Origin of the sequence: Rhizobium acaciae (assembly GCF_025941625.1) — a bacterium.
Classification (GTDB): domain Bacteria; phylum Pseudomonadota; class Alphaproteobacteria; order Rhizobiales; family Rhizobiaceae; genus Rhizobium; species Rhizobium acaciae.
This window is the reverse complement of record NZ_JAPCZO010000001.1, coordinates 131,424-147,042: the sequence shown is the minus strand read 5'-3', so window position 1 is coordinate 147,042 and position 15,619 is coordinate 131,424. Positions and strand designations below refer to the sequence as shown.

At 61.2% G+C, this 15,619-nt stretch carries 17 protein-coding genes and 1 pseudogene; 14 read left to right on the top strand and 4 right to left on the bottom strand.

All coding sequences use genetic code 11. From position 1 onward, the window contains the following. The first annotated feature begins 73 nt into the window (after positions 1-73). The 6 genes from OLZ32_RS00785 (at position 74) to OLZ32_RS39310 (ending at position 6,648) form a co-directional block, all read left to right on the top strand. Complete coding sequence (locus OLZ32_RS00785; RefSeq protein ID WP_026159923.1) at positions 74-1,387, top strand: alpha/beta hydrolase; 1,314 nt, start codon at positions 74-76, stop codon at positions 1,385-1,387. Between the two features lie 48 nt (positions 1,388-1,435). Further along, on the top strand, positions 1,436-3,592 hold the full coding sequence (locus OLZ32_RS00780; RefSeq protein ID WP_017988639.1) for a mechanosensitive ion channel family protein: 2,157 nt from the start codon (positions 1,436-1,438) through the stop codon (positions 3,590-3,592). 51 nt (positions 3,593-3,643) lie between these two features. Beyond that, entirely contained in the window at positions 3,644-4,045 is a 402-nt protein-coding gene (locus OLZ32_RS00775) for a hypothetical protein (RefSeq protein ID WP_264395298.1), read from the top strand. A gap of 108 nt (positions 4,046-4,153) precedes the next feature. Next, positions 4,154-4,801, top strand: a complete 648-nt coding sequence (locus OLZ32_RS00770; RefSeq protein ID WP_264395297.1) for a MarC family protein — start codon at positions 4,154-4,156, stop codon at positions 4,799-4,801. 333 nt (positions 4,802-5,134) lie between these two features. Next, positions 5,135-5,335 (top strand): hypothetical protein, encoded by a 201-nt coding sequence (locus OLZ32_RS00765; RefSeq protein WP_264395296.1) that lies wholly within the window; start codon positions 5,135-5,137, stop codon positions 5,333-5,335. A gap of 293 nt (positions 5,336-5,628) precedes the next feature. Further along, complete coding sequence (locus OLZ32_RS39310; RefSeq protein WP_003540607.1) at positions 5,629-6,648, top strand: GlxA family transcriptional regulator; 1,020 nt, start codon at positions 5,629-5,631, stop codon at positions 6,646-6,648. A 141-nt stretch (positions 6,649-6,789) separates the two neighbouring features. On the opposite strand, the gene OLZ32_RS00745 is transcribed toward OLZ32_RS39310, so the two are convergent. Continuing rightward, entirely contained in the window at positions 6,790-8,121 is a 1,332-nt protein-coding gene (locus tag OLZ32_RS00745) for a diguanylate cyclase (RefSeq protein WP_003540608.1), read from the bottom strand. Between the two features lie 186 nt (positions 8,122-8,307). Continuing rightward, entirely contained in the window at positions 8,308-9,138 is an 831-nt protein-coding gene (locus OLZ32_RS00740) for a response regulator (RefSeq protein WP_003540610.1), read from the bottom strand. Positions 9,139-9,485: 347 nt separating this feature from the next. On the opposite strand from OLZ32_RS00740, the gene OLZ32_RS00735 reads away from it, so the two are divergent. Continuing rightward, a complete protein-coding gene (locus OLZ32_RS00735) occupies positions 9,486-10,490 on the top strand; it encodes a squalene cyclase (protein WP_264395295.1) in 1,005 nt (334 codons plus the stop codon). Here OLZ32_RS00735 and OLZ32_RS00730 read toward each other — a convergent pair. Both OLZ32_RS00730 and OLZ32_RS00725 read right to left on the bottom strand, forming a co-directional pair. Then, positions 10,455-10,615, bottom strand: a pseudogene (locus OLZ32_RS00730) (TetR/AcrR family transcriptional regulator); the annotation flags it as partial. The gene OLZ32_RS00735 and the pseudogene OLZ32_RS00730 sit on opposite strands and share 36 nt — an antisense overlap. 39 nt (positions 10,616-10,654) lie before the next feature. Further along, positions 10,655-11,179, bottom strand: a complete 525-nt coding sequence (locus tag OLZ32_RS00725) for a DUF6428 family protein (RefSeq protein ID WP_017988648.1) — start codon at positions 11,177-11,179, stop codon at positions 10,655-10,657. A 42-nt stretch (positions 11,180-11,221) separates the two neighbouring features. On the opposite strand from OLZ32_RS00725, the gene OLZ32_RS00720 reads away from it, so the two are divergent. The 7 genes from OLZ32_RS00720 to arsK are packed head-to-tail and all read left to right on the top strand — an operon-like array spanning position 11,222 to position 15,609. Further along, positions 11,222-11,578 (top strand): ArsR/SmtB family transcription factor, encoded by a 357-nt coding sequence (locus OLZ32_RS00720; RefSeq protein ID WP_003540616.1) that lies wholly within the window; start codon positions 11,222-11,224, stop codon positions 11,576-11,578. Further along, positions 11,575-12,105, top strand: coding sequence for an arsenate reductase ArsC (locus OLZ32_RS00715; RefSeq protein ID WP_017988649.1), 531 nt, complete (start codon positions 11,575-11,577; stop codon positions 12,103-12,105). The genes OLZ32_RS00720 and OLZ32_RS00715 overlap by 4 nt, the downstream gene beginning before the upstream one ends. Then, positions 12,105-12,548, top strand: coding sequence for an arsenic resistance N-acetyltransferase ArsN2 (gene arsN2, locus OLZ32_RS00710; RefSeq protein WP_264419502.1), 444 nt, complete (start codon positions 12,105-12,107; stop codon positions 12,546-12,548). The genes OLZ32_RS00715 and arsN2 overlap by 1 nt, the downstream gene beginning before the upstream one ends. Beyond that, positions 12,545-13,252: an aquaporin gene (locus OLZ32_RS00705; RefSeq protein WP_017988651.1), complete on the top strand. Its 708-nt coding sequence runs from the start codon at positions 12,545-12,547 to the stop codon at positions 13,250-13,252. The genes arsN2 and OLZ32_RS00705 overlap by 4 nt, the downstream gene beginning before the upstream one ends. Next, positions 13,249-13,677: an arsenate reductase (glutaredoxin) gene (gene arsC, locus OLZ32_RS00700; RefSeq protein WP_017988652.1), complete on the top strand. Its 429-nt coding sequence runs from the start codon at positions 13,249-13,251 to the stop codon at positions 13,675-13,677. Before OLZ32_RS00705 ends, arsC begins: the two co-directional genes overlap by 4 nt. Continuing rightward, on the top strand, positions 13,652-14,377 hold the full coding sequence (gene arsH, locus OLZ32_RS00695; protein WP_017988653.1) for an arsenical resistance protein ArsH: 726 nt from the start codon (positions 13,652-13,654) through the stop codon (positions 14,375-14,377). Before arsC ends, arsH begins: the two co-directional genes overlap by 26 nt. After that, positions 14,374-15,609, top strand: coding sequence for an arsenite efflux MFS transporter ArsK (gene arsK, locus OLZ32_RS00690; protein WP_264395293.1), 1,236 nt, complete (start codon positions 14,374-14,376; stop codon positions 15,607-15,609). The genes arsH and arsK overlap by 4 nt, the downstream gene beginning before the upstream one ends. The last annotated feature ends 10 nt before the right edge of the window (positions 15,610-15,619 follow it).

Genomic DNA, 15,619 nt, shown 5'->3' with positions numbered 1-15,619 from the left:
AGTGCCGACTTCGACCGCCGCGGCGTGCTGCGTCGAGGCCCGTACAAACTTGACAGGGCTATGAGGAACGCTAGTGAGCACAGCAAAATGTCGTGACGGCCGAATTCAACCAAGCCTTTCCCCGGGTTTGAGATGCATCTCGGCTCTGCTGTTGCTCTCCATATTGGCCGGATGCGGAGGCCACCCGAAGAACGTCCTCGTCCCAGTTGCCGACAGCGTGCCGAACGCCACCAAGGTCGGCATGCTCGTGACCACGACGCGCAGCCGCTCCACGATCCAAGGCGAAATGTTCACAGGCGAGCGCGCACTCGCCCCGGCCTTTGCCGACATCACCGTATCCATCCCGCCTGAGAACGTCCGCAAGATCGGCGAAGTCGCCTGGCCGAGAAGGCTTCCATCCAACCCGGCCACCGACTTTGCGACCTTGAAAGCCGAGGAGATCACGCGCGACGACGCCAAGAAATGGCTGAGCGCCTCTGTCAGGAAGAGCCGCGATCGCAGCGTGCTGGTGTTCATCCACGGCTTCAACAACCGTTTCGAAGATTCCGTCTATCGCTTCGCTCAGATCGTGAAGGATTCCGGCGTGCATAGCGCGCCCGTGTTGGTGACATGGCCGTCGCGCGGCAGTCTGCTCGCATATGGCTATGACAGGGAGAGCACCAACTACACGCGAAACGCATTGGAGACGCTCTTCCAGTATCTCGCGAGGGATCCAGAGGTGAAGGAAGTCTCGATCCTTGCGCATTCCATGGGGAACTGGCTGGCGCTGGAAGCGCTTCGCCAGATGGCGATCCGCAACGGCCGCCTCCCCGCCAAGTTCGAGAACGTGATGCTGGCCTCGCCCGACGTGGATGTCGACGTCTTCCGCCAACAGATCGTCGACATGGGCAAGAAGCATCCGAAGTTCACCTTGTTCGTTTCACGAGACGACCGTGCGCTCGCGGTATCCCGCAGGGTATGGGGCGACGTCGCCAGACTCGGCGCCATCGATCCCGAGGCATCTCCCTTCAAGAAGGAGCTGGCCGATAGCCAGATCACGGTGATCGACCTCACCAAGGTCAAGGCGGGCGACAAGCTGAACCACGGAAAGTTCGCGGAATCGCCGGAGGTCGTTCAGTTGATCGGGGCGCGGATTTCCGACGGACAGACGCTGACCGACAGCAAGGTCGGGCTTGGGGACAAGATCCTTGCCGCAACGACGAGCACGGCGGCAGCGGCGGGCGGCGCAGCCGGCCTGATCCTTGCCGCCCCGGTAGCCGTCATCGATGCCGACACCAGAGACAATTACGCCGGCCATGTCAGCGGCCTTACAGGTCCCGTGGGTACACAGCCGCGAGCATCCGAATGCACTGCCGCGGGCCGATCGAAAGAGTCGTGCAGGCAATGACGGAAGGATCCGGCAGACGAAATAGGTTCATCGAGATCAGGATAGACGATGCAATTACTTTTCAAGATCCGCATATTTAAACCACTTCTCACGGCGGTTGCCGTGGCTTCCGTTCTCCTTTGTGCCTCGATTGCTGTGGCGCAGAGCGTGACGCCAGCGAGCCCACAGCCGGAAAGCGTCCAGCGCTTTATCGGGATGTTCTCGGATCCTGATGTCCAACGTTTCCTACAGCAGCAGTCGCAAGCAGCCAAGACCGCGGCGGAGCCGCCCTTGGAAACCCCGAACGCCGACCCTTCATTCTCGGAATTCGCGATGCGATTCCGGGCCCACGCCTCCGGGCTTCTCGGGGCCGTCCAGTCCTTTCCCCTGGAGACGATGCGCGGCGGGGCCGTGCTCGAACGGGACATTCAGGCGAATGGCGGGACGCGGCCGATCTTCCTGGTCGCCGCCTTCGTCGCTGTCGGACTGGCCGGACAATGGCTGTTCTGGTGGATCAGCGCCGGCTGGCGCTCATGGATGGCGCGCGCGCCCTTTGCCACGGTTCGCGAAAGGTTGATCGCACTGGCAGCGAGGCTTCTGTGGGCGGCGTGTTACGTCCTTTCCTTCGGCCTCGGCAGCATCGGCTTCTTCCTGCTGTTCCAGTGGCCGCCGGCTATCAGAGAGATCGTCGTCGGCTACCTCTTCGCGATCGTCGTCTTCCGTCTGGCGAGCGCTCTTTTCGACGTGTTGTTGGCACCACAGGCCGAGGAAGAGGGCCATTTTCGTGTCGTACCGATCGCAAAGGATGCCGCCGGTCACTGGGCGAAACGCCTGGGCTATCTTGTCGGCTGGTTTGCCTTCGGCTGGGTGACCATCCGCCTGCTCGGCACCCTCGGCTTTTCCGTCCCGGCACGGCAACTCGTGGCCTATGCCTTGGGCCTCGTGCTCCTCATCATCGGTATCGAAGCCGTCTGGAGACGTCCGTCCGGATTGACGGCCGGCCAGACCACCCACATCGGCCTGCGGGCGCGGAACTGGCTCTGGACGGTTTACTTCGCGAGCGTCTGGCTGCTGTGGGTGATGGGAGCCATGAAGCTGTTCTGGATTGCGGTGATCTGCGCGGCATTGCCAGGTGCCATCGCCCTCACCAAGGCGTCTGTCGACAATATCCTGCGTTCTTCTGAGGACGAAGGGGACGGCCACAAGAGAGGCACCGTCGTGTCGGTGATTGTGGAGCGCGGCATCAGGGCGGCGCTGATCGTCGGAGCCATCGTCCTGCTTGCGGACGCCCTGGAGGTCCGGCTCACGGAGATGACGATGCAGGATTCGCCACTTCTGCGCCTCGTGCGCGGCCTCCTCAGCGCCGGGATCATTCTCCTGATCGTCGATCTCGCCTGGAGCGTCGTGAAGGTCCTCATCGATCGCAAGCTCGACGACACCGAGACCGTCCTCGAAGTCGGCAGCGAACGGGAGCGGCGGCGCACGCGCCTCAGAACCCTGCTGCCGATCCTTCGCAATTTCCTCATGATCCTGTTCGTCGCCATCGCTATCATGATGGCACTATCGTCGCTCGGCGTGGAGATCGGCCCGTTGATCGCCGGCGCCGGCGTGGTCGGCGTCGCGATCGGCTTCGGCGCGCAGACGGTGGTCAAGGACGTGATCAGCGGGATGTTCTACCTACTCGACGACGCTTTCAGGATAGGCGAATATATCCAGAGCGGCAGCTACAAGGGCACCGTTGAATCCTTCAGCTTGCGATCGGTCAAGCTCAGGCACCACCGCGGCGCGGTCTACATCGTCCCCTTCAGCGAGCTCGGCGCGGTCCAGAACATGAGCCGCGACTGGGTAATCGAGAAAATGACGATCACCGTCACCTACGATTCCGACATCGAGAAAGCCCGCAAGATCATCAAGAAGATTGGCCAGGAACTGTTCGAGGACCCTGAGTTCAAACCGACGACGCTCGAGCCGCTGAAGATGCAGGGGATCGATAGTCTTGGCGATTCCGGTCTGCTCCTGCGGATGAAGGTCATGACGCTTCCCGGCCAGCAGTTCACGCTGAAGCGGCGGGCCTTGCGGATGATCCATGAGGCATTCCACGAAAACGGCATCAAGCTCGCTGTGCCCACAGTCCAGGTCTCCGGCGGCAAGGACGACGCCGTTGCCGCCGCTGCCCAGCAGACGCTCGCAGCACACAACGCGGCCGCCGTCGCAAACCCGGCCTGAGGGCGGCATTTTCGAAATGAACGACACACGAGAGCAATGGGAGGAAATGAAATGAAGATCCTGGTCATCCCTACGCACATGCTTGCGACACTTGCCGTTCTGATGACGGTCTGCGTGCCGGTCCTCGTTCCCGTAACGGCCGAAGCCGCCCGTCGTGGCGTGGCGGCATGCGGCCCGAGAGGCTGCGGTGCCGCGGCCTGCGGACCGCGCGGATGCGCTGCAGTCGGAAGCACCCGCCCCGTCGTTCGCCCGCCTGTCCGGCGCGGCGTCGTCGTCGTCACCCCTCGCCGCTACTGGCGCCCGGGTACGGCAATCGCCGCGGGTGCTGCCATCGGCTTCGTCGCCGGAGCTTCCGCCGTGTCCTTGGCAGGCACGCCGCCGCAATCCGGTCAATGCTGGTACTACACCTCGCCCGCCAAGACGACGGGCTTCTGGGACGTGTGCCCGCTGTGAGCGATCCGGCAGAAAACTGCCAGCTCGCTTGGTTCTCTTCGTCGCCGGCCCTCCCCTGAGTGGGGAGGACCTCGATTTCCAGGTCACAAATTTTAGAGGGTACGTTCCATGGATTTCACAGTCATCGATGCCGCACTCGTCGGAAAACTTCTCCTGCTGCTTCTGGTCGGCCTGGGGCCGAAGATCGCCCTGGTGCCGTTTCTGGAGAAGACCCATGCCTTCGATGCCGAAACCAAGGCGCGCATCGGCCGCAAGATGGTTTTGGTCGCAGTAGTCACAGCCTTGATCCTTTTTGCCACCGGCGCTTTGCTGATGCGGCTTCTCCATATCACGGGTGGCGCAGTCGCCGTCGCCGGCGGTATCATCCTCGCGCTTATCGCGATCAAGATGGCATCAGGGCCGACAGAGAAGCCGCATGAGGAAACGGGGCTTCCCGTCGATCCAGAAAAGATCGCCGTCTTTCCGCTTGCGGTCCCTTACCTGCTCAATCCTGTCGGCATCACCGTCGTCATCATCGCCTCCGGCGAAGTCGTCTCGATTGCCAGCGTGATACTCGTCATCGGCCTGATCCTGATCGTCGCTGCGTTGGACTATGTGGTGTTTACCAACATCGATGCACTCGCCAAGCACATGAAGCCCGCCAGTCTGATCGTCTCGGAGGTCGTCTTCGGCATTCTGTTGACCGCAGTCGCAGTTCAGCTGATCGTCGCCGGGCTTGGCAGTCTTGGCATCATCACCCCGACCGCTGCGCATTAGATGCGGATGATTTGCGGCCGGCCGGCCGGCCTAAAAATCTGAACCCGGATTTAAATCACACAATAGAGCCGAAAGCCGCTCGGTTTTCGGCATCATGCCCAGCTGCGGATTTGCTGTCCCCCTGCGCGGAAAGCCCGGGGATTAAGGTCAGGAACAGACGACAATGGTGTCGCCATCGACCGCCGGGCACGCAATGATCATTCAATATCTCTGATGTTATCCATAAGTTCTATTCGTTTGAATGATGAGTTTTCAAAGCCCATATTGAGATCATGGACATGGACGAGCCTCCCATTGACGACCATGCCCCTGACCCAAGAAAGGAACCGGAAAATGACCACGCTCACCTATCGCGGTGGTGGTAAGTCCCTCACCTCCAGCGAAAGCCGCTTCGACCTGGCACATTATGCCCGTAAGCTTGTGCTCGCCTGGACGCGCTGGCAGACGGCCCGCGAAATCGAAGCCATGCCCTTCGACATTCGCAAGGACATCGGCTGGCCGAGCACGGACGACAACAAACACCGGGCCATGTAATGAATGCGACATTTCTCCCAAGATAAGGGCGGCGCCTGCCTCGTGTAACGCCGCCTTTTTCGTGGTCTGACCATCCATCCTAAGCCATTTTCAACATTAAATTCCAGCCGCCTATTAGCCTGCCCTCTGCCTGCCCACGGTCATTCCGGCGGTTTGATCGGCCAAATCGCCGGCGATGTCGCATATTTGCTCTTCCCGGCCGCATTTTTCCATGCCAGTGTCGCTTTCAGGACATCGGCGCGACGCATTCCGCGCAACGAATGTGTCATCGCCCCTCGAGCATGGATTTCGCTATGAACAGGATGCAGATCAAGAAGCGTTCAGTAGTCTTCTTTATGGTACCGCAATTCACCATGCTGCCATTCTCGGCGGCCGTGGACACCTTGCGCATCGCCAATCGCATGCTCGGCTATCAGGCCTATACCTGGCGGCTGACCTCCGTCGATGGAGAAAAGGTCTATTCTTCCTGCGGCATCGGCGTCGAGGCAAATTCCTCGCTTGCCGAGGAGCGCCGTCATCTCGGCGGCGAAAATCGGCCGGGCATGGTGCTCGTCTGTTCCGGCATCGATGTCGAGCAGTTCAACAACAAGTCGGTCAATGCCTGGCTGCGTGAATGCTATAATCGCGGTGTCGCCGTCGGCAGCCTCTGTACGGGCGCACATGTGCTTGCCCAGGCCGGCCTCCTGAACGGCAAGCGCTGCGCCATCCACTGGGAAAACCTCCCGGGCTTTTCGGAAGCCTTCCCCCAGGCGGAGGTCTATGCAGATCTCTACGAGATCGACGGCAATCTCTACACCTGCGCCGGTGGCACCGCCTCGCTCGACATGATGCTGAACCTCGTCGGCGAGGACTTTGGCGAAAGCCTTGTCAACCGCATCTGCGAGCAGCACCTGACCGACCGCGTGCGCAACCCTCACGACCGCCAGCGTCTGCCGCTGCGCGCCCGTCTCGGCGTGCAGAACGCCAAGGTGCTGTCGATCATCGAACTGATGGAAGGCAATCTCGCCGAGCCGCTGTCGCTGATCGAGATCGCCGATGGCGCCGGCCTCTCGCGCCGCCAGATCGAACGGCTGTTCCGCCAGGAGATGGGCCGCTCACCGGCCCGCTACTATCTGGAAATCCGCCTCGACCGTGCGCGCCACCTCTTGGTGCAGTCCTCGATGCCGGTCGTCGAGGTCGCCGTCGCCTGCGGCTTCGTCTCGGCCTCGCATTTCTCCAAGTGTTATCGCGAACTCTACCATCGCTCGCCGCAGCAGGAGCGCGCCGAGCGCAAGATGACCATGGCGACCGCTCGCCAGGCCGTCGCCGCTTGAGACAATAAGACGGGCCGTCGCCGCTTGAGACAATAAGACGGGCCGCCGCCTGAGACAGTAAAAAGCTGACCTCGCCTGACGCGAAAAGATCGTCGCCGCCTGACATAAAGGGCGGCGGCTTGGCCTCGGCCTCGGAAGGCGCTACTGCGCCGCCTCTTCCGTCATCTTGGCGTCGGAATAGACCTGGTTGCGGCCCCTGTGTTTGGCCATGTAGAGAAACTGGTCGGCGGCGTTGAGGTAGTTCTCGAAGGTTTCGTAACCGGCGATTTCGGCGATGCCGATCGAAATCGTGACGCCGAGTTCCTCGTCGTCCGCCGTGACCTTCAGCCGCGAAATGTCCGAGCGGATCTCGTCACAGAGCTTGGTCGCGGCTGCCGAATCCATCTGCGGGAAGAGGATGGCGAATTCCTCGCCCCCGAGCCGCGAGAGAAGATTGTCGCTGCCCTCGAAGATCGTGAACAGCCTGTTTGCGACAGCCTTCAACACCTTGTCGCCGATCTCGTGGCCATAGGTATCGTTCAGCCGCTTGAAATGGTCGATATCGAGAATGGCGACCGAGCTCGGCACCTTCAGCCGCAGGCACTCGTTCACCAGCTTCGGGCCGTTGTCGTAGAAATAGCGGCGATTATAGAGACCGGTCAGGTAGTCGCAGGCCGCCGCTGCCCTCAGCTGCCGCATCTGCGCCAGCGTTTCGGCATTGTTGGCGATGCGGCATTGCAGCTCCTCGGCGACGAAGGGCCGGTAGACGAAATCGCTGGCGCCGGCCTTGAGGAAACTCGCCGAAAGCATGCGGTCGTTGGAGGAGGAAACGCCGATGACACGCAGCCTGTCCGAACCGAAGCGATGGCGGATGCGCCGCGTCAGCTCATAGCCGCTCATATCAGGCATATGGTGGTCGGTGACGACGAGTTCGATATCGCTGTAGGCCTCAAGCGCCGCCAGCGCCTCGAGCCCCGAATTTGCCTCGACGACGAGATATTGCTGTGCCTTCAGCAGGTCGACGAGCACCTGGCGCGCCGAGACGACATCGTCGACGACGAGCACCCGCGTCTTGCGGTTGGAGATCGCCCGCCGGACGGTGGCGACCAGATTGTCGAGCGCGAATTCATTGTCCTTCAGCACGTAATCGATGACGTTGCGCTCCATGATCTTGTTGCGCGTGTTGAGATCGAATGTCGCGGTGAAGACGATCGCCGGGATGTCGTGCTCGATCGTGCAGTCGAGCGCTTCGCCATAGGGCGAATCCGGCAGGTTGAGATCGACGACGGCCATGGTGTAGCCGTGAGCGTCATCGGCAAGTTCCTTGCGAAGAGCCTTCAGCGACGGGCAGGATTTGACGGCAAGGCCGAGCTCCGTCTGGAACCGGTGACAGAGCACCGCGGAAAACATCCGGGAATCTTCAACCAGAAGTATCTTGAGCCCGCCGGAGCGCAGCCCGATGCCATCTCGCTGGAAATCCGCTTGAAAAGCCAAAGCCCCTACTCCCCGATGCGTCCGATGGGCTCGACTCGGCCCTCTCCCCGGCGGGGACGATAACCGAGAGGCCTGTGCGCGTGAAGGGGACAAATACCGGCGACATTACCTGTAATTGCAAAAATTCGACGATAGTCCCCGACCGTCATCTCCGCCCCCTGGGCGGTACCGATACTGGAAGGGCCGTCAGGCAACCGCCCGCTCCTTGCGCATGGATTGAATTTGCAGCAGCGTATCGAGGTTCTGGTTGACGCGGCAGTAGAACTCCTCGTCGATGAAGGGACGCAGCATGAAATCATTGCCGCCGGCCTTCAGGAATCGTGCCGAAAGCAGCCGGTTCGAGGAGGAGGAAACGCCGATGATGCGCAACTCGTGCGAGCCGATACTGGCGCGGATGCGGCGCGTCAGTTCGAAGCCATCAATGTCGGGCATGTTGTAGTCGGTGATGACAAGGCCGATATCGCGGTTGGCCTTCAGGATCTCCAGCGCCTTACCGCCGCTCTCGGCGACGCTGACACGGAAATTGTAGCGCTTCAGCCGGCTCGAGAGCAGGGCGCGCGCGGTCGCGCTATCGTCGACGATCAGCACGTGGTGGCGATGATTGGTGAGGAAGCGGCAGATCGATTCCGCCAGCAGGTCGACGGCGAAGATATTGTCCTTGAGGATATAGTCGACGATATCCTTGGCCATCAGCTTGTCGCGCATGTTTTCATGGAAGGTGCCGGTGAAGACGATGGTCGGGATGGAGAGATCGACCAGATATTCGAGCGCTTCGCCGTTTTCGGCGCCGGGCAGGTTGATGTTCGAGATCGCCAGCGTGATCGGATCGGAAGACTTGTCGTAGGAAACCTGCAGATCCTCGAAGCTGCGGCAGATCTCGACATCGATGTCGAACAGCTCCTTCAGGCGTTTGCTGATCATCGAGGTGAATACGTTGGAATCTTCCGCGACAATAATACGCGCACCCGCAAACATTTCCCCGGAATATTGCATCCCCGAAATACCTAGAAACGCCATAGCAAACCTTTGATGTAAAATCTGTCCCCGGATCAAACTGATACATCAATTGATTTGAGTAATTATTAATCGACGCGCCTGGATATAAATGAAGAGGCGGCCCGATCGGGCCGCCTGCGACTTCTTTGCGGATATGATTAAGAAATCGGGCGCGAAGCGCCGCATTCTCGGCATCGAAAGGGCTTTCGCCGACAACCGTCGCATTATAGGTCGAACCGAGGTTTTGATCTTCAGCTTCGTGCCTTCCTTGGCGCAATCCGGCCGCCGACGAGCCCATCTGGCTGGCACCGCTCGGCCGAAGCAATTATAAACGAGCCATTGACCCCGACCCGCCGACAGGTTCGCCCATGATCCAATCCGACCTGGTGATCGCATGGCTTCTCGACTCCGACCCGTCGATCCGATGGCAGGTGATGCGCGACCTGCTCGATGCTCCGGAGCGGGAATGGATGACCGAGCGGGCCAAAGTCGAGACCGAGGGCTGGGGCGCCGGAATGCTCTCCTGCCAGGATGAGGACGGGCAATGGGCAGGCGGCGCCTTCCTGCCCGCCGGTTTCGACCCGCGAGAGTGGAAGGAGCATGGCCAGCCGTGGACGGCCACGACCTTCTCGCTGTCGCAATTGCGCGAATTCGGTCTCGATCCCGCCTGCGATTGCGCCAGGCGCACCGTCAAATTGATCGGCGCCAATGCCCGTTGGGAAGAAGGCGGCCAGCGCTATTGGGAAGGCGAAGTCGAGGAGTGCATCAACGGCCGCACCGTTGCCGATGGCGCCTATTTCGGGATCGACGTCTCACCCATCGTCGACAGGCTCATCGGCGAGCGACTCGACGACGGTGGCTGGAACTGTGAGCGGATCGATGGCTCCGTCCGCTCGTCTTTCGCCAGCACCATCAATGTGCTGGAAGGCTTGCTGGAATACCAGAGATCGACCGGCGGCACGCATCAGTCTCGAGAGGCGCGCAGGACGGGTGAGGAGTTTCTGCTGGCCCGCAACCTCTTCCGCCGCCTTGGCACAGGCGAGCCGGCCGACGAACGCTTCCTGCACTTCCTGCATCCGAACCGGTGGCGCTACGACATTTTGCGCGCGCTCGACTATTTCCGCGCAAGCGCGATCCTGACCGGCGCCGACCCCGATCCGCGCCTCGGCGAGGCGATCGACCACCTTCGTTCCAGACGCTTGCAGGACGGCAGTTGGCCGCTCGACGACAGCCCTGCCGGTCGGGTGTGGTTCGAGGTCGATGACGGGCAAGGCAAGCCCTCGCGGTGGGTGACGCTCCGGGCGATGCGGGTGCTCAGATGGTGGGATGCCCAGCCCTCAATCAATGCCGGACTGCAATCCCAGCCCACGTAGGAAATGCCCTCAAGCGCCCGCAGCAATTCGGCGCGAGCCGCGGGCGTCTCACTGATGCCGGGCTGGTTGACCACTCCGTGCAGAGCGTTGAACAGAAACACCGCCGTAAAGCCGAGATCAATGACCTATCAGGCATTCTCGCCAGCACCCGATCTTATCTGTCCTTACACACAGCAGCCGCTCGTTGCCGCTCGCGGCCCACAGCAGGCCGCCGCCTTGCTGTTTTCCTCTGCCAGCCAGCGATCGCGCGGCTTGCAGCTTGCCGGCCGCGGCGAAAGCGTAACATGGACGGCGCCGGCGCGAAGAACCGGCATCGCCGCGCAATAAAGCTGCATTGGCCGCACGCCGTCGCTGACTTCGAAGGTCAGCTTCGCCGAAGCATTCAGTTGCAGGTGGTCGGTAACCTTGCGGATGATTGCATGGAACTTGCCGGCCGGCATATGCGTGCGGTCGCCTTCCTCGATATCCCAGAGCTGGATGAAGATTTCCGCCCACGCTTCGGGATTGGCGCCGCAATCCAACGCCGAGAATTGGCCCGCCTTGACCTCGGTGACATGATAGCCAGGCTTCACCGCCTTGCCGTCATAATAGAAAATCAGCGGAGAATCCTTGGCGCCGGTAAGCACACTGAGCAGCAGGCCGAGATCAATGTCGTTCTCTTGAATTTTGCTGTTGTCGATGACGTTCATTTGCGCTAATCCTCGTTTCAACGATTCAAGGATTATTGAAATATGGATCAACGTCAAGCCCTCATCGCATTCGGCGCGCTCTCGCAGGAAACCCGTCTTCACATCGTCCGCATGCTCGTGGTTTCGGGTCCCGACGGCATGGCGGCAGGCGCGATCGCTGAGAAGGCGGAGGTCTCGCCCTCCAATATCTCCTTCCACCTGAAAGAGCTCGAACGGTCGGGCCTGATCGCGCAGCAGCGTGAATCCCGGTCGATCATTTACACCGCGAACTACGAGGCGCTTGGCGGCTTGGTTCGCTTCCTGATGGAAGATTGCTGTTCCGGGCATCCGGAAATCTGCGCACCTGCCGCGGAGGTTGCGGCCTGCTGCACCCCTAAAATGAAGGAGAAACTGCAATGACCCCTGACCGCGTTTACAATGTGCTCTTTCTCTGCACGGGCAATTCTGCCCGCTCGATCCTGGCGGAATCCATCCTGGAGACCGAAGGCAAGGGTCGATTCAAGGCCTATTCGGCCGGCAGCCAGCCGAAGGGTGAAGTCAATCCCTATGCGCTGAAGGAGCTTGCGGCGCAGGGCTACCCAACAGTCGGCTTCCGCTCAAAGAGCTGGGACGAATTCGCCGAGCCGGGCGCTCCGGAGATGGACTTCATCTTTACGGTTTGCGACAGCGCTGCCGGCGAGGCTTGTCCCGTCTGGATCGGTCATCCGATGACCGCCCATTGGGGCGTCGAGGACCCCGCTGTCGTCGAGGGCAGCGAAGTCGACAAAGGCCGCGCTTTCGCGCAAGCCGCCCGCTTCCTCAAGAACCGGATCAGCGCCTTTTTGAGCCTGCCTCTTTCCTCAATCGACAAGCTCGCCCTGGAATCGCACCTGCGCCAGATCGGCACAATGGAAGGCGCCAGCATTAAACAGCCCAAGGCGAGCTGATGGGTTTTGATTTGAACCAGCAGACCTTGGAAGGGCACGACGACAGACTTCGCGGCGCGCTCGCAGGCGCCGGGCTTCCGGTCGATGACCTCACAGACGCCGGCCGAAGCTTCTATCGGTTTTCACGTGGCGGCGAGACGGTCGGCTTCGGCGGGCTGGAACTCTATCGCGAGACCGTACTCCTGCGTTCCATTGTCGTGCTGTCCGATCAGCAAGGCTTTGGCTTCGGCCATGCGATCACCCTTGGCCTGCTCGATCAGGCCCGAAGGAAAGGCGCAACTGCCGCCTATCTGTTGACAGAGACAGCCGCCCCCTTCTTTCAATCGCTCGGCTTTCGTCCGATCGCTCGCGATGAAGCGCCGGCCGAGATCCTGACGACGCGCCAGGCCGCAAGCCTGTGCCCGGCATCGGCCGCCCTGATGGTCCGGAGCCTGCCGGCATGAGCGCGCCGGTGTTCCCCCCGTCTCGACGACTGGTCGCCGAAGCGCTCGGCACGCTACTGCTCGTGGCAACCGTCGTCGGCTCGGGCGTCATGGCGGATAGCCTGACGGACGATACGGCGCTTGCGCTGCTCGGCAATACGCTGGCAACGGGGGCAATCCTCGTTGTCCTGATCACGATTTTAGGCCCGATTTCCGGAGCTCATTTCAATCCGGTCGTGTCGCTGGTGTTTGCGCTCCGGCGCGAACTGCCTGCCTCCTCCCTTCCCGCCTATATCGCGGCGCAGATCGTCGGCGGCATTTCCGGGACGATGCTCGCTCATGCGATGTTCGCCCTTCCCGTGCTGCAGGCCTCGGAAACCGTGCGCACCGGCGGCGCGCAATGGCTCTCTGAAGTGACGGCAACCTTCGGCCTCGTCTTCGTCATCTTAGCCGGTGTGCGCTTTCGCGCCGATGCCGTGGCATGGCTGGTCGGCCTTTATATCACCGCCGCCTATTGGTTCACCGCCTCCACGTCCTTTGCCAATCCCGCCGTCGCGATTGCTCGATCGCTGACGCACACCTTTTCCGGCATCCGCCCGGTCGATCTACCGGGCTTTATCGCCGCTGAAGTCCTCGGCGCCTTGCTGGCGCTGATGCTTGCGGGATGGCTGCTGATGGAAACCCGCGATCCTAAAACCCTCACCAAGACGGAATCCGCCTCATGACCATAGATGTTACGATCTATCACAACCCCGAATGCGGCACCTCGCGCAACACGCTTGCGATGATCCAGAACGCCGGCATTGAGCCCAACGTTATCGAATATCTGAAAAACCCGCCGTCGCGCGAGCAGCTAATCAAGGTGATTGCGGATGCAGGTTTGAGCGTTCGCGAGGCGATCCGCGAAAAGGGCACGCCCTATGCGGAGCTCGGCCTCGACAATCCTGATCTTACCGACGATCAGCTTCTCGACGCGATGCTGAAAGATCCGATCCTGATCAACCGGCCTTTCGTCGTCACCGCTCTCGGTACGCGCCTGTCGCGACCGTCGGAACTTGTCCTCGAAATCCTGCCGGAAACGCATCAGGGCGCCTTCACCAAGGAAGACGGCGAGAAGGTGCTCGATGCCGGAGGCAAGCGCATTGTCTGATCTGCCTGCGGTATCGCCGATGCATCTGCGCCAACCGGATATGGATGCGCTCAGGCCGGCGTTCTCGACGCACAAGCCGCGCATCCTGATCCTCTATGGCTCCCTGCGAGCAGTGTCCTACAGCCGCTTCCTCGCGCAGGAGGCCGCGCGGCTGCTCGAATATTTCGGCTGCGAAGTGCGCATCTTCAATCCGGAAGGTCTGCCGCTGCCTGATGCGGCGCCGGCGAGCCACCCAAAAGTTCAGGAACTGAGAGAATTGTCGGCATGGTCGGAAGGCCAGGTATGGGTCAGCCCTGAGCGTCATGGCGCGATGACCGGCATCATGAAAGCGCAGATCGACTGGATTCCACTATCGGTCGGCTCGGTTCGGCCAACGCAAGGCAAGACGCTGGCGGTGATGCAGGTCTCTGGCGGCTCCCAGTCCTTCAATGCGGTAAGCCAACTCCGCATCCTTGGACGATGGATGCGGATGATCGCAATTCCCAATCAGTCCTCGGTTGCCAAAGCTTTCCAAGAATTCGACGCGGACGGCCGTATGAAACCTTCTTCCTATTACGACCGCGTCGTTGACGTCTGCGAGGAACTGGTGAAGTTCACGCTGCTGACCCGAGATGCCTCGAACTATCTGACCGACCGCTACAGCGAGCGGAAGGAAGAAGTCGAAAAGCTCGAACAGCGCGTGGGCCTCAGATCCCTATGACAATCGTCGGCACCGAACGACCGCCGGTAGCGGCCATCGCCGCACTCGGGCTGACGCAGATCATCGGATATGGATCGCTCTATTACAGCTTCAGCATCCTCGCCCCCGACATGGCCCGTGATCTGGGCTGGTCATCGGAATGGATCTTCGGCGCGCTCTCCGCGGCCCTTCTGATCGGCGGTCTGGCCGCACCTCTCATGGGTACGTGGATCGATCGCTTCGGCGCAGGCAGGATCATGACATCGGGCTCGGCGATTGCCGCCGCCGCCCTCGTCGCCTGCGCCTTCGCGCCGGGAAAGATCGCTTTCGTTGCGGCATTGATCGGCATCGAGATCGCCTCGAATCTGGTGCAATATGGCGCGGCCTTCGCCCTGCTCGTGCAGATCAGGCCGCAGGTCGCCCAGCGCAGCATCACTTATCTGACCCTGATCGCCGGCTTCGCCTCAACCATCTTCTGGCCGATCACCACAGCGCTGCATGCGCATCTCTCATGGCAGAACGTCTATCTGATCTTCGCCGCGCTCAATCTCGTGGTCTGCCTTCCCATTCATGCCTGGCTCTCCCGTGGCGTCAGCCAAACCAGGAGACGGACAGGAGAAGAGGCTGCAAAACGCGTCGAGCCGAGCCTTCCGCCGTCGGTGCGCAGGCCGGCCTTTATCCTGATAGTGACGGGCTTTGCTCTGGAAAGCTTCGTGAACTCGGCGCTTCTGGTTCACATGGTGCCTGTGATGTCGGCACTCGGCCTCGGCGCCATGGCAGTGGTGGTCGGAACGCTCTTCGGCCCGTCACAAGTGCTGAGCCGCCTCATCAACATGGCCTTTGGCGAGAGCTTGTCGCAAGTGATGCTGGCGATCATCTGCGCCATCTTGCTCCCGGCAGCCCTTGTCATCCTCATCGCCACCGCACCTTCGGTGCCCGGCGCGCTGGTCTTCGCCGTGGTCTTCGGCCTCGGCTCGGGCCTTAACAGCATCGTCTACGGAACCTTGCCGCTCGCGCTCTTCGGAAGCGATGGCTACGGCCGGCGGCAGGGACAAATCATGTCGGTCCGTCTCGTCGTCTCCTCGATGGCGCCGTTCGCGCTCGCCTTCCTGATGGGCAATCTCGGCGTATCATGGTCGCTGTCGATCGCTGCATTGCTCAGCACCGTCGCCGTTGCCGCATTCTTCGCCATCATGCGGCTGACGCGCCCGCTTGCCCGGCCGGAAACTGTTCCCAATCCCGGAAAAGCTTGAGCACATTAAT